The sequence below is a fragment of the Cupriavidus sp. C3SS-1 genome, from assembly GCF_057073755.1.
This window is the reverse complement of the sequence record NZ_CP172700.1, coordinates 1,242,216-1,256,541: the sequence shown is the minus strand read 5'-3', so window position 1 is coordinate 1,256,541 and position 14,326 is coordinate 1,242,216. Positions and strand designations below refer to the sequence as shown.

The window sequence follows — 14,326 nt, the reverse complement described above, 5'->3', positions numbered from 1 at the left end:
CGCCTCCCGACCATGCAACGGCAAGACCGCGGCGCGGCGTGCCGCGGCCCGTGGCCTGGCATGGACTTCGCAACGCCGAAACGATGCCCGGCGCCTGCCGCCTGCCACAAACTGTCCGCGCCCTTCCGGCCACCACTGTCTGGAGCTGATCTTGAACCCGCATTCGTTTTTCTTCGGAACCGGTGCCACCTCGGCAACGCCCCGGCTGTCGCCGCTGGACAGCTTTTCGGCTGGCGCGCCGCAGGTGCCCGCGGCCAACGACGATCCGCACGGCTATGCGTTTGGCCCGGTATGGCTGCCCGAGGGGCGCATCGGCTTCCGGCTGTGGGCGCCGGACGCTGCCCAGCGTGGCGAGTCGGTGCGGCTGGAGATCGCGGGCATGGGGCCGGTGCACATGACGCCGGGCGGTGACGGCTGGTTCAGCGCCGTCGTGCCGTGCGGCAATGGCACCCGCTACTGGTTCCGGCTCGATGACGGCACCGCTTTTCCCGATCCGGCTTCGCGATGGCAGCCCGGCGACGTGCATGGCCCCAGTGTCGCGTGCCAGCCCAAGGCCGACACCTATCCATGGACCTGCCCGGACTGGCGCGGGCGGCCGTGGCACGAGGCCGTGATTTACGAGCTTCACGTGGGCCTGTGCGGCGGCTACACGGGCGCCATGCAGCAACTGCAGCGGCTATCGGCACTCGGGTTCACCGCCGTGGAACTAATGCCGATCGCCGAGTTTCCCGGTGCACGCAACTGGGGCTATGACGGCGTGCTGCCGTTTGCGCCCGAATCCGGCTATGGCACGCCGGACCAGCTGCGCGCGCTGGTGGATCATGCGCACAGCCTTGGCATGATGGTGCTGCTCGACGTGGTCTATAACCACTTCGGACCTGAAGGCAACTACCTGCACCACTATGCGAGCGCCTTCTTCCGGGACGACCGGACGACGCCGTGGGGACCCGCGATCGATTTCCGACGTCCGGAAGTGCGCCGCTTCTTTACCGAGAACGCGCGCTACTGGCTGGAAGAATTCCGCTTTGACGGCCTGCGCCTGGACGCCGTGCATGCCATCGACGACGAAGGCTGGCTGACGACGCTGCCGTCAGACCTGCGCGCGTCGCCGGGCGTGGCCGGTCGCCATGTCCATCTGGTGCTGGAGAATGACCACAACGACGCGTCGCGCCTTTCGGCCGGGTTCGATGCCCAGTGGAATGATGACGCGCACCATGCACTGCATGTGCTGCTGACCGGCGAGCACGATGGCTACTATCGCGACTACGCGGCGGAGCCCGGCAGCGGCCGCGCGCCGGGCCTGTCTTCGCCGCTGCGGCACCTGGCCCGTGTACTGGCCGAAGGCTTCGCCTACCAGGGCGAAGTGTCGCCGTTCCGCTCGGCCGCCGGCGATTCGCGCGCGCCGGTCCGGCGCGGCCAGCCCAGCGGCCACCTGCCGCCCGCGGCCTTTGTCTCGTTCCTGCAGAACCACGACCAGATCGGCAACCGCGCCTTCGGCGAGCGGCTGGCCACGCTGGCCGACGCCGATGCGCTGCGCGCCGCGGTGGCGCTGCAGCTGCTCTGCCCGCAGGTGCCACTAGTGTTCATGGGCGAGGAAGGCGGGGCGCAGACGCCGTTCTACTACTTCACCAGCCATCCGCCGGCACTGGCCGAGGCCGTGCGCCAGGGGCGCAGGCGGGAGTTCGCCAGCGTGGCGGCGTTCGGCGACGAGGCGCGGGCGCAGGCGATCCCCGATCCCAACGACCCGGCAACGTTCGAAGCCTCGCGACCGCCGATGGACATCGAGAACGACTGGTCCCGCTACTACCGCCGGCTGCTTGCGATCCGCCAGGAATGGCTCATGCACCGGCTGCCGCGCGCCCGCAGCGCGGGCGTCGACGTGCTGGGACACGCCGCGCTGCGCGCACGCTGGCGCCTGGGCGACGGCGCATGCCTGTCGATCTGGCTGAACCTGGGCCGGCAGGCCGTGACCTGCCAGCCGCCGGCGCCCGGCTATGCCATGCTTCACGAAACCGCAGCCGGCCACGCCGACGCGCTGGCCAGCGGATCGCTGCCCGCGCTGAGCTGCGTCGCCGTGCTGTCCGGCCACGGCAAGCCAGGCCATGGCGTCGACGTCAGCGTCCGCTGACCGGACTGCGGAGCCAGGCGCGCCAGGTGCGCCGTTAGCGCCGCGCGCCACCGCGCGCCTGCAACTGCACCCTGGCTTCACGCTCGCGGACGCGGCGGGCGTGGTCGGCTACTACGCGGCGCTCGGCGTCAGCCATCTCTATCTTTCGCCGGTGTGCCAGGCGCGGCCCGGCTCCTCGCACGGCTATGACGTGACCGATTTCACGCGTGTGCGCGCCGAGCTTGGCGGCGAGACCGCGCTGCGCGCGCTGGCCCATCGCGCGCGGGCTGCCGGTCTCGGGCTGATCCTCGACATCGTGCCCAACCACATGGCCGCCGACGCGACGCACAACGCGTGGTGGCGCGACGTGCTGGCGTACGGGCAGGACAGTCCACACGCCGACTGCTTCGATATCGACTGGCAGCCGCCCGATCCGACGCTTCATGGCAAGGTACTGGTGCCCGTGCTGGGGCAGCCATACTGGGAAACGCTCTCGCGCGGCGAGCTGCGCGTGATCCCGTCTGGCGGGAGCGATACGCCAACGCTGCGCTACTTCGAGCACGATTTTCCGCTGGCCCCCGACGACGCCCTCAACAATGCCGCGAACCGTCCGGACTGGTTCGATGCCACGCACGATGCCGGCCGCGACCGCCTGCATGCCTTGCTGGAGCGCCAGCACTACCGCCTGGCCTGGTGGCGCACGGCGGCAACGGCGCTCAACCGGCGGCGTTTTTTCGAGATCAGCGACCTGGTCGGCATCCGGCAGGAAGACGAGGCCGTTTTCGCCGCTACGCATGCATTGGTCTTCCGCTTGCTGCGCGAAGGCCTGATCGATGGCGTACGGGTCGACCACGTCGACGGACTCGCCGATCCCGCGGCCTATTGCCGCCAGCTGCGTGCATGCCTGGATGCGCATGCGGCCCGTCGGCCCTCCGCGCCCGCCCGCGCGCGCCCATGGCTGGTGGTGGAGAAAATCCTGGCCCCGGGCGAGATCCTGCCCGCCGACTGGGAAGTCGACGGCACCACCGGCTATGACTTCATGGATCAGGTCAGCGGCGTGCTGCACACCGAGGCCGGCGCCGTCCCGCTTGCGGCTTTGTGGCAACGGGCCGGCGGCCGGCCCACAAGCTATCCGGCCGCCTTCGCCGATGCGCGCCGCCAGATCCTGCAGCATCACCTGGTCGCGGAGCTCGAAGGCGCCTGCGCGCGTCTGCGCGCTTGCGCGGCTGGCGAACCCTCCACGCGTGACCTGACCCGGCCGGCGCTGCGGCAGGCATTGGCCGGGCTGCTGGAACTCATCCCCGTCTATCGGACGTACCTCGACGGCGCACCTTCGTGCCGTGACGCTGCCGCCCTCCATGCCGAACAGGCCATGCTCGACGCGGCAACCCGTAGCGCCCGGGCCGCCCTCGCACCGGAACAGGCAGCGGCGCTCGACTTCATCCTGGCCTGCCTGCACACTGCGGAGCCAGGCGCGAGCGCGCCGGCGCAGGCGCGGCGCCGTGTGCAGCAACTGATGCCGGCGCTGGCCGCCAAGGCCGGCGAAGACACGGCGTTCTACCGCTACGGGCCGCTGCTGTCGCGCAACGAGGTCGGCAGCCATCCATCTGTGCTGGCCCTCTCGCCGGCAGACTTCCATGCCGCCATGGCCGTGCGGCGCCGGACGTTTCCGCATGCGATGCTGGCAACCGCGACCCATGATCACAAGCGTGGCGAAGACGCGCGCATGCGCCTGGCCGTGTTGAGCGAGCTGCCGCAAGAGTGGGCCGCAGTCGTGCACGGCTGCGAGGCCGATGGCGCGCGGCTGCTGGCGTCGCTGCCTCACGCTCCGGACCCCGCCGACCGGCTGATGCTGTACCAGACGCTGGTCGGCGCCTGGCCCATGCAGGCCGATGCCCTGGCGCGCCCTGAGGCGATGGCGGCTTTCCTGCAGCGCATCGGGCAGTGGCAGCGCAAAGCCATTCGCGAAGCCAAGCTGCATGGCAACTGGACCAAACCGGACCCCGGCTACGAAGACGCTTGCGACGCCTTCCTCCACGGGCTAGCCGCGGACTGGCCGCATGGCGGCCCGCTGGTGTCAATCGGCCGGTTCGCGGCACGCGCTGCCGCGGCCGGCGCCATGAACAGCCTTGCGCAGGCCTTGATCCAGCTCACGGCGCCGGGCGTGCCAGACCGCTACCAGGGTTGCGAAGACTGGGACCTGAGCCTGGTCGATCCGGACAACCGCCGGCCGCCCGACTATGGCCGCCTGCAGGCGCAACTGGACCACGGCGGCCCGGGATGGGACGCATGGCTGCCGCACTGGCGGGACGGGCGTGTGAAACAGCAGCTGTTGCGGCACGTGCTGGCTGCACGCCGAGCGCAGCCAGCGCTGTTCCTGCAGGGCGACTACCAGCCGCGCCTGGCGCATGGTCCCCTGGCGGACCATGTACTCGCCTTTGCGCGCAGGCTAGGCAGCCTCGAAGCATTGACCGTGGTGTCACGCCTTGGCGCCGCGGTCATCGGCAATGACCTGCCCCGCGTCCCGCCGGCCCGCTGGGGCCACACCACGCTCGACGTGGGCAAGCAGGAATCTGCAAGCTGGGTGGATGCCCTGACAGCGCGAACTTTCACCGCCGGGAAGGACGGCACGCTGCCGCTGCGCGAAGTGCTTGCCGGGCTGCCTGTCGCTCTGCTGCTGCAGGCTTAGCGCTGCCTGTCACAAGGAGCGCGCGATGCCAGCGGTGCGCTGGCGAGCGAGGGGCGTCAGCGGCGGTGGATCCGCCCGCGCCTCCGTGGGCGACGCACCCTGCTGCTGTGGCAGATACGGCCGGATCACCAGTGCCACGTAGTCGTCTTCCTTCGGCGTGACGACGATGTACGCCAGGCCCGACATCACCAGGCCGACCTCGCCGAGCTCGGTGGAAATGCGTGCGACGATGAAGCGTTGCAGCAAGCGCGGATCGATCGAGTTGTCGATCGCCAGGGCCGCCGTGCAGATGGTCAGGAAGCAGCGCTCCACTTCCTGGCAGACCACCACGACCTCGTCGAGCGCATAGCCGGACTGGCTCGCGCGCACCAGCACCGAGACACCGGTGCTTGGCGCGGCCCGGTGCCAACCCGGCTTGACCTTGAAGGAAGGAAGCGTCAGCCCCGAGCCAGTGTCGTGGGCGACGGTATTGAAGCGCTGCGAGAAGGCCGAAGGCGTCATGGCGAGCAGTTGCCGTTCGACGGGAGTCGACGACACCGCCACGGACGAGGCGAGAACCAGGGAAGACAGGACGGCGGCCAGATGCATAGCTTCCTCCCACTCGGTGAGCCGCTTTTTCCCCCGGGCCGGCTGCCTGGACGTCACCCCGCGAGCGTTCCAAGGCCGGCATCGTTCTTCACTATAGACGTGGCTGGACGCAATTGCCGCGCCACACACGTAGCCGCCACGCGGCGGCGCCACCACCTTCCCGCCGTGACCGCCTCCCATGCAGTTTCTTCAGCCACGGTAAAAAGTACTGCAGCGCTGCAGCGTTCGCGCCGCCCGGCCCAGCGCCTGCATATGTTGCTGGCGCAGGAATGAAGCTTGCAGAGATACAGGCAGGGCCGGCCAGGCTCCGGGCCATGCGGCCGTGGCCGCGGCTGTCGCTGCATATCGCCTGGAGCACGGCTGGCCGTCATCCGGAGGACTCGCCATGAACACATGCCTGCGCGCCAAGCTCGCCTTGACCACGCCAGCCGTGGCAGCCGCGCTGCTGTTCGCCGGCAGCGCTATCCATGCCGCGCCAACCGATCCGGTCGCGGCGCCATCATCGCCTGGCCGGACGGCCGAGCCGCGCGACACCCAGGCCAGCACTGACCGTGACATCACCACGGAAGTCCGGGCGCGCCTGGCGTCGAGCCGGGCCATCGACCCGGCCAATATCCGCGTCAGCACGACCGACGGCGTGGTGCGGCTCGAGGGCACGGTGCGCGACGACGCGCAACGCGCGCGGGTGATGGACATGGCTCGCGGCGTGCGCGGCGTCACCGCGGTATCCGATGAAATGAAAGCCCGCACCGACCACTTTTGAGGAGGCCAGCGACAATGCATACGCACCGTCAGCACGAGCACGACAACCAGCAGGACCTGAAGCGGACCACCCACAAGGGGCCCGATGTCGACCATGAGCGCGGCAAGCCCGGCCGCGAGCGCCGCCGCAGCGTGGAACGCGAGCACGACGTTCCCGACGAAAACGGCGAGCCGCCATCAGTGCGTCGCGGTGGCAATCCCGAAGCCAAGGAGCCGCCGGTCGAGAACACCTGAACATCTGAAATCTGAAAGCAACCGGAGAGCAGGATGAGCAAGACCGTACGAACCGGAGGACGCGCCGACAAGCGGGCGTCCGCGGCGTCACGCCCGCAACCCGGCAGCGCGCCCAGCGCCCCCGCCCGCCCGCGCAAGGAGGAACGCAAGCGCAGCGATGCGCGCAGTTCCCGGGAGGCGACTGGCGGCAATGTGCCCAGCACGCTCGACCCTGACCTGACCGAGCCGGCCGAGGATATCGACGCCGAACTGAAGCAGGTCGACCATGAGCGCCATGAGCCGCCCGACGAAGAAGCGCTTCCCGAGGAACTGATCAGCGAAGACGTCGAGCGCGCGGCGGAGCGCCTGCCCGCTGACGTACCGGTCGACAAGGCGGACCGCACCGATGAGCGCGAGGAGCGTCCGCCTTCCCCGCCGAAAATCGGCTAGATCCAGATCGATCCCATAAACACGAAGCGCCCCGGCATCGCCGTGGCGCTTCAGTGTTCAGTGATGACCTCGGTGATGACTTCGCCTACTCCGAGGCCAGCATGCCGTAGCGGTGCACGTGGATATGGTTTCGCACATCGCGTACGCCGAACACCGACTCCGCGACGTCTTCAATCTCGTACTTGCTGCGCCGGTCGTTCACCGTGCCCTCCATCGTCACCACGCCGTCGTGGACATGGACCGTTACTTCGCTCACATCGAGCCCGTGTTCATGCGCGAGCCGCGTGCACACATCGTCGTGGATGCGGTCATCGGCGCGCTGATAGTTGCGCGGGCCTTCGCCGCGGCGGTATCCGGGGTCCCCGCGCCCGTACTGGCGGCGTTGGCGCTCCCGCTCGCGTTGTTCATCGATCCCGCACTGGAGATAGCGGCCCGGCTCCTGGCGCGGACCAAGGCGGGCATCGTCGTACTCGTGGCGCATGGAAGCCCCGTACCGGGGTCTGTTCCACCCTTCGGCATATTCGCCGCCCCACCGCTCATCGGGCATCCTTTCCTGCCGCCCTCCCAGGCCACGCCCGGCTTCGCGCGGCAACCGCTCTTCAGGGTTGCCATGCTGTGCGGACAGCTGGCGCATGCGTTCGGTGCGCGCATGCGCCGGCAAATTGCTGTAGCCCTGGTCATTGCCGCCGTACTTGCGCTGGGCCGGCCTGCGCAGGTAATCGTCATCGCCGCGCGCGAAGTCGTCATCACGGCGGCGATCAGGATAATCGCTTCGTCTCATTGATTGATCTCCTTTGCCTGCGCCGGCGCCATGGCAATGATTTCAAGCAGCGGTAAGAACGACCACGTGAGGCGGCGACGCGTCAGCGGCCGCCCGGGACACTCAGGCGCCGTCCAGGAAGTTGCTCGGGCGTCCCATGGGCCGGCCAAGGTTGGGGCTGACCCACTGCGCGCCGTTGCCATACGGGTCAGGCATCCGCTGCTGCATGGTGCCCGGCATATTGACGTCTGGTTGCATCGGCATGGCGCCAGGCTGTGCCGGCATGGTGGAAGGCTGCGATTCGGGAGCCAGGTCCTGGCGCGTCGTCGCATTGGTGCCCTGCGTATAAGGATCGAACTTGTCGCCTACGCGTGCGCCCTGCGTATAGGGGTCGCGCGGCGTTGCGGGCGTCTGTGCCATGGCAGGAATCGCCGCCGCGGCGAGCACCGCGGCCAATAAGACGCGGCTCGGTCGTAAATGCTTCATGGTTGCCTCCGTTCGCGCGCAACAGTGCGCGCGTGTCGCCTTTCTCTAGCGAAAGGCATGCCCGGCGCGGAGGAGAAGTGGTGAAAGTGGCGCACCAAACCCGGAAGCAAAACCCGGAACTGCCTCGACAGGGCCGCCGGACGACCCTGTCGAGGCATCGGCATGCCGGCGTTCAGCCGACGCTGGCGCGTGCCGGCTCCTCGGTACGTGCCAGCACGGGCACCAGCGCCGCGCCGGTGTGGCTGGCGGGCAGGCGCGACAGCGACTCCGGATCGGTCGCGCCGACAATGGTGCCACCGCCTGCGCCACCTTCGGGGCCCAGGTCGATGATCCAGTCGGCCTCGGCGATCACGTCCAGGTCATGCTCGATCACCACCACGCTGTGACCACCGTCGGTGAGCCGGTGCAGCACGCGGATCAGGCGCGCCACGTCGGCCATGTGGAGGCCCACGGTCGGTTCGTCCAGTACGTACAGCGTGTGCGGCGCCTTCTGCCCGCGGCGCGTGATGTCATCGCGCACCTTGCTCAGCTCCGTGACCAGCTTGATGCGCTGCGCTTCGCCGCCGGACAGCGTGGGGGATGGCTGTCCGAGCGTCAGGTAGCCCAGGCCGACATCCTTCATGAGCTGCAGCGGATGGGCGATGTTCGACATCGCGGAGAAAAATTCCAACGCTTCGTCGATCTCCATCGTCAGCACTTCGCCGATGTTCTTGCCGCGCCAGGTCACGGCCAGGGTCTCGGGGTTGAAGCGCTGGCCGTGGCAGACATCGCATGGCACCTTGACGTCCGGCAGGAAGCTCATGCCGATGGTGCGCACGCCCTGCCCTTCGCAGGCCGGGCAGCGGCCGTCGCCCGTATTGAACGAGAAGCGCGACGCAGTGTAGCCACGCGCACGCGCTTCCAGCGTGTCGGCGAACAGGCGGCGAATGGTGTCCCACACACCGATATACGTGGCCGGACACGAGCGCGGCGTCTTGCCAATGGGGGTCTGGTCGACTTCCAGCACGCGGTCGATCGATTCCCAACCCGTGATCGCGTCGCAGCCGTGCCAGTTGTGCTCGACCTTCAGCGCCTTCTTCTCTGCCCGGGCGCCCTTGGCGCCGGCCGCCTGCTGCGCGGCATTGCGCGCGCGGCGCGTGGCCGGCGACGACATCACCGAACGGCCCACCGCATCGAGCAGGTTGGTCATCAGCACATCGCGCGCGAGGGTGGACTTGCCCGAACCGCTGACGCCCGTGATCGCCACCAGCCGCGCCAGCGGAATGCGCGCCGTGACATTGCGCAGGTTGTGCAGCGACGCCCCGTGGACGGTGAGCCATTCGGGCGGATCGGCAGGCTTGCCTGCTGCGCCAGGCCTGACCGTGCGCCGCGCCTGCAGCGGATGGACGATGGGCCGGGCCAGGAATTGCCCGGTGGTGGAACCTGCCGCGGCAGCCAGGTCCGCCACGCCGCCCTGCGCCACCAGCGTGCCGCCGCGCTTGCCCGCGCCAGGACCGATATCGATGATGTGGTCGGCCCGACGGATGGTGTCTTCGTCGTGCTCCACGACCACCAGCGTATTGCCCTTGTCGCCGAGCTTTCGCAGCGCATCGAGCAGGATCTTGTTGTCGCGCGGATGCAGGCCGATGGTCGGTTCGTCCAGCACATAGCACACGCCCTGAAGGTTGCTGCCGAGCTGCGCGGCCAGGCGGATGCGCTGTGCCTCGCCGCCGGACAGGCTCGGCGCGGCACGGTCCAGGCTCAGGTAGCCAAGCCCGACTTCCTCCAGGAACTGCAAGCGGCTGCCGATCTCGCTGATGACATCGCGCGCGATGTCGGCATCGCGTCCGGTCAGGTGCAGCCCGTCGACCCAGCGGCGGGTGTCCGAAACCGTCCACTGCGCCACGTCGACAATCGCGTTCTCGTCGAAGGTCACGGCGCGCGCGACCAGGTTCAGGCGCGTGCCATGGCAGTCCGGACACGGGGTATCGCCCACGCCTTCCGGCTCCTGCTCCTCGGACGGCAGGCTTTGCTCGCGGCCGCGGTCATCGCCGGCCAGCACGGTGTCGTCGAACACCGCGCGCTGCTCGCGCGTCAGCGTCAGGCCCGTGCCCACGCAGGTGGTGCACCAGCCATGCTTGCTGTTGTACGAGAACATGCGCGGGTCCAGCTCGGGGTAGCTGGTGCCGCAGACGGGGCAGGCGCGCTTGGTCGAAAATACTTTGACCTCGCCCACATGCGCGGTGCCGTCGCCGCCATGCATGGCGTCGTGCAGGCCGTCGAGCGGCGCCAGCAGGTGCATCACGCCCTTGCCGGCTTCGAGCGCTTGCGCGAGCAAGGCGCGCAACTGCCCTTCGTTGTCGGGTGAGATCACCAGGTCGCCCACGGGCAGCTCGATGGTGTGCTCGCGGAAGCGGTCCAGACGTGGCCATGGATCGACCGGCAGGAATTCGCCGTCCACGCGCAGGTGCGTATTGCCGCGCGCCTTGGCCCATTTGGCGAGATCCGTATAGACGCCCTTGCGGTTCACCACCAGCGGCGCGAGGAAGCCGACATGCTCGCCGCGATGGTCGCGCAGGAGCTGAGCCGCGATGGAGTCAGGACTTTGCGAGGTCACCGGCGCGCCGTCATGCACGCAGTGCTGGATGCCCAGCTTCACATACAGCAAGCGCAGGAAGTGCCAGACTTCCGACGTGGTCGCGACCGTGCTCTTGCGGCCGCCGCGCGACAGGCGCTGCTCGATCGCAACGGTCGGCGGAATGCCGTAGACCGCATCGACCTCCGGGCGGCCCGCCGGCTGCACGATCGAACGCGCATAGGCGTTGAGCGACTCCAGGTAGCGGCGCTGCCCTTCGTGGAACAGGATGTCGAATGCGAGCGTCGACTTGCCCGAACCCGACACCCCTGTCACCACGTTGAACTTGCCGTGCGGAATATCGACGTTGAGCGATTTCAGGTTATGTTCGTGCGCGTTGACGATGCGCACCACATCCTCGCCTTCGATCACGCGGCGTGCGCGCCGGGCCTGCAATGCGGCTTGCAACGGCACGCCGTCGCTTTCGGCGCGCTCGGCGGCCAGCGTCCCGGCCTCGCCCAGCGCGGCGTCGTAGTGGATCAGCGCCTGGCCGGTATGCGACTCCGCGCAGCCCTTCACATCGTCCGGGGTGCCCGTGCAGACCACCCGGCCGCCGGCATCGCCACCTTCCGGGCCGAGGTCGATCAGCCAGTCGGCGGCGCGGACTACGTCCAGGTTGTGCTCGATCACCACCAGCGAATGGCCGCCATCCAGCAGTTTGCCGAACGCGCGCATCAGCTTGGCGATATCGTCGAAATGGAGGCCCGTGGTGGGCTCGTCGAACATGAACAGGCGCTTGGGGGATGTGTCCGGGCGAATCACGCGGCCCTTGGGCTGCGCCGCCTGCGCGGCTTCGGCCAGGAAGCCTGCTAGCTTGAGGCGCTGCGCCTCGCCGCCCGACAGCGTCGGCACGGGCTGGCCCAGCTTCACGTACTCCAGGCCGACATCGACGATGGGTTGCAGCACGCGCAGCACCGCTGCGTCGCCGGCGAAATAGGTGACGGCCTCGGACACGGTCAGTTCGAGCACGTCGGCCACGCTCAGCGCGCGCGGCGGCCGCCCCGGCACGGTGCGCTCGATCTTCACCTCCAGCACTTCGGGACGGTAGCGGGTGCCGTCGCAATCCGGGCAGCGCAGGTAGACGTCGCTGAGGAACTGCATCTCGACGTGCTCGAAGCCCGAGCCGCCGCAGGTCGGGCAGCGCCCGTCGCCGGAGTTGAAGCTGAAGGTTCCTGCCGTATAGCTGCGCTGTATGGCCATCGGCGCCTTGGCGAAGATCTTTCGGATCTCGTCGAATGCGCCCACGTAGCTGGCCGGATTTGAACGCGCGGTCTTGCCGATCGGCGACTGGTCGACGAACACCACGTCATCGACGAGGTCCGCGCCACGCAGCGCGCGGTGCGCGCCCGGCGATTCCGTGGCCTTGCCGAAATGGCGCGCCATGGCGGGGTACAGCACGTCCTGCAGCAGCGTGGACTTGCCCGAGCCGGATACGCCCGTCACGCACACCAGCCGCTGCAGCGGGATTTCCACCGTCACGTCCTGCAGGTTGTGCTCGGTCGCGCCTTCCAGCACGATGCGCGGCCCGGTGTCATCCACCGGGCGACGCTGCCAGTGCGAAGCGTCGGCCACGCGCTTGCGTCCGCCCAGGTAGTCGCCGGTGAGCGTGCCCGCGGCGCGGATGTCCTTGGGCGTGCCGTCAAAGATGATGGTGCCGCCACGTTCGCCCGGGCCGGGGCCCATGTCGATCAGGCGGTCGGCGGCCAGCATCACCGACGGGTCGTGTTCGACCACCACGAGCGTGTTGCCGGCATCGCGCAAGCGGTGCATGGCCTCGACAATGCGATTCAGGTCGCGCGGGTGCAGGCCGATGCTCGGCTCGTCCAGCACGAACAGCGTGTTGACCAGCGAGGTGCCGAGTGCCGTGGTCAGGTTGATGCGCTGGACCTCGCCGCCCGACAGCGTGCGGCTCTGGCGATCCAGTGTCAGGTAGCCCAGGCCCACGTCGCACAGGTACTTGAGCCGTGTACGGACTTCCGCCAGCAGCAGCTTGAGCGCATCGTCGAGCATGCTGCCCGATAGCGTCAGGTCATCGAAGAAACGGCGGATGCGCGCGATCGGCATCAGCATCAGGTCATGCACGGTCAGGCCGGGCAATGCCTCGAGCTGGGTGCGGTCCCAGTCCACGCCGCGCGGCAGGAAGCGGCGTTCGGGCGGCAGCACGGTGTCGGCGTTGTCCTTCGAACCCAGGCGCCAGAGCAACGATTCCGTCTTCAGGCGCGCGCCGCCGCAGGTTTCGCACGGCGTATAGCTACGGTACTTGGACAGCAGCACGCGGATATGCATCTTGTACGCCTTGGACTCCAGGTAGCTGAAGAAGCGCATGACGCCGTACCACTGCTTGTTCCACTGGCCATTCCAGTCGGGCGAGCCATGCACGACCCAGTGGCGCTGGGCATCGGTCAACTCCGACCACGGCGTGTCGCGCGGGATGTCGGCCTTGATGGCGTAGCGCATCAGGTCGTCCTGGCATTCCTTCCACGCCGGCGTCTGCATCGGCTTGATGGCGCCCTGGCGCAGGCTTTTGCGCACGTCCGGAATGACCAGCCCGAGATCCACGCCGATCACGCGGCCAAACCCGCGGCAGGTCTCGCAGGCCCCATAGGCTGAGTTGAACGAGAACAGCGCCGGCTGCGGATCGGCATAGCGCAGGTCGCTGTCGGGGCTGTGCAGCCCAGTGGAAAAGCGCCAGATGGGGCCCTCGCCTTCCTCGGCCAGGACATAGATGTTGACCCGGCCGCCCCCGCGCCGCAGCGAGGCTTCGATCGCTTCCACCGCGCGCGCCTTTTCGACCGACCCGACGCGGAAGCGATCGGCCACCACGTCGAGCATCTTGCGCGACCCGGTCGGCGATTCGACCACGCGCTGCGCCTGAACGCGCGTATAGCCGCTGACCGACAGCCATTGCTGGACTTCCTCTTCGGTGGTCGACTCTGGCAGCTCGACCGGGAACGTCACGACCAGGCGCGCATCGTGGTGCGGCTGGCCTTCGGCGGTGCGGGAGACCAGTTCCGCATAGATCGTTTCGGGCGAATCGTGCCGCACGGGCTGTGCGGTCTGCCGGTCGAACAGTTCCGCGGCGCGCGCATAGAGCAGCTTCAGGTGGTCGTTCAGCTCGGTCATCGTCCCGACCGTCGAGCGCGAACTCCGCACCGGGTTGGTCTGGTCGATCGCGATGGCCGGCGGTACGCCATCCACGCGCTCCACCTGCGGACGATCCATGCGGTCGAGGAACTGGCGCGCGTAGGCACTGAACGTTTCCACGTAGCGCCGCTGGCCCTCCGCATAGAGTGTGTCGAACACCAGGCTGGACTTGCCCGACCCGGAGGGGCCGGTCACCACCGTCATCTCGCCGGGGCGGAGATCGAGGTCGACATCCTTGAGGTTGTGCTGGCGGGCGCCCCGAATACGGATCAGCTGCTTGCTCGACACGTTTTTCTCTTTTGGATCAAATAGTTAGTCGGCCAACGGGCGTGCCGGGCCGCGCGAGAAAAATACCTTAGCACAGCGGTGGGCGCGCGCATGCACGCCCTTTCGGGGGCGCTCCAAGCTCGCGGAACCCGCGCCGCCCAACTACTGTATATCCATACAGTTTAACACTCTGGAAAGGAACAAGACACGCTTCTTGCGGCATCGGCCGAAAGCACTATCGTGACG

9 protein-coding genes are annotated in these 14,326 nt (G+C 68.4%); 5 read left to right on the top strand and 4 right to left on the bottom strand.

The genetic code is table 11. The annotated features are described in order from the left end of the window. Positions 1 to 151: 151 nt before the first annotated feature. Both treZ and treY read left to right on the top strand, forming a co-directional pair. The gene (gene treZ / locus ACIGJC_RS21820; protein ID WP_483714261.1) at positions 152 to 2,128 is read left to right on the top strand and encodes a malto-oligosyltrehalose trehalohydrolase; all 1,977 of its coding nucleotides are present in this window, start codon (positions 152 to 154) and stop codon (positions 2,126 to 2,128) included. After that, on the top strand, positions 2,103 to 4,796 hold the full coding sequence (treY, locus tag ACIGJC_RS21815) for a malto-oligosyltrehalose synthase (protein WP_483714260.1): 2,694 nt from the start codon (positions 2,103 to 2,105) through the stop codon (positions 4,794 to 4,796). The genes treZ and treY overlap by 26 nt, the downstream gene beginning before the upstream one ends. A gap of 9 nt (positions 4,797 to 4,805) precedes the next feature. On the opposite strand, the gene ACIGJC_RS21810 is transcribed toward treY, so the two are convergent. Continuing rightward, positions 4,806 to 5,384: a malto-oligosyltrehalose synthase gene (locus ACIGJC_RS21810; protein WP_483714259.1), complete on the bottom strand. Its 579-nt coding sequence runs from the start codon at positions 5,382 to 5,384 to the stop codon at positions 4,806 to 4,808. 385 nt (positions 5,385 to 5,769) lie between these two features. Here ACIGJC_RS21810 and ACIGJC_RS21805 point away from each other — a divergent pair, with 385 nt between their 5' ends. The 3 genes from ACIGJC_RS21805 to ACIGJC_RS21795 are packed head-to-tail and all read left to right on the top strand — an operon-like array spanning position 5,770 to position 6,809. Then, a complete protein-coding gene (locus ACIGJC_RS21805) occupies positions 5,770 to 6,147 on the top strand; it encodes a BON domain-containing protein (protein ID WP_483714258.1) in 378 nt (125 codons plus the stop codon). 14 nt (positions 6,148 to 6,161) lie between these two features. After that, on the top strand, positions 6,162 to 6,380 hold the full coding sequence (locus tag ACIGJC_RS21800; protein WP_483714257.1) for a hypothetical protein: 219 nt from the start codon (positions 6,162 to 6,164) through the stop codon (positions 6,378 to 6,380). A 33-nt stretch (positions 6,381 to 6,413) separates the two neighbouring features. After that, positions 6,414 to 6,809 carry a hypothetical protein gene (locus ACIGJC_RS21795; protein WP_483714256.1) on the top strand — a complete coding sequence of 132 codons (396 nt, stop codon included), beginning with the start codon at positions 6,414 to 6,416 and terminating at the stop codon, positions 6,807 to 6,809. A gap of 85 nt (positions 6,810 to 6,894) precedes the next feature. Here the strand turns inward: ACIGJC_RS21795 and ACIGJC_RS21790 are convergent, their stop codons facing one another. The 3 genes from ACIGJC_RS21790 to uvrA form a co-directional block, all read right to left on the bottom strand. Further along, positions 6,895 to 7,590: a BON domain-containing protein gene (locus ACIGJC_RS21790; protein WP_483714255.1), complete on the bottom strand. Its 696-nt coding sequence runs from the start codon at positions 7,588 to 7,590 to the stop codon at positions 6,895 to 6,897. Between the two features lie 102 nt (positions 7,591 to 7,692). Then, positions 7,693 to 8,055, bottom strand: coding sequence for an endonuclease (locus ACIGJC_RS21785; RefSeq protein WP_483714254.1), 363 nt, complete (start codon positions 8,053 to 8,055; stop codon positions 7,693 to 7,695). A gap of 172 nt (positions 8,056 to 8,227) precedes the next feature. After that, positions 8,228 to 14,101, bottom strand: coding sequence for an excinuclease ABC subunit UvrA (uvrA, locus tag ACIGJC_RS21780; protein WP_483714253.1), 5,874 nt, complete (start codon positions 14,099 to 14,101; stop codon positions 8,228 to 8,230). Positions 14,102 to 14,326 lie beyond the last annotated feature (225 nt).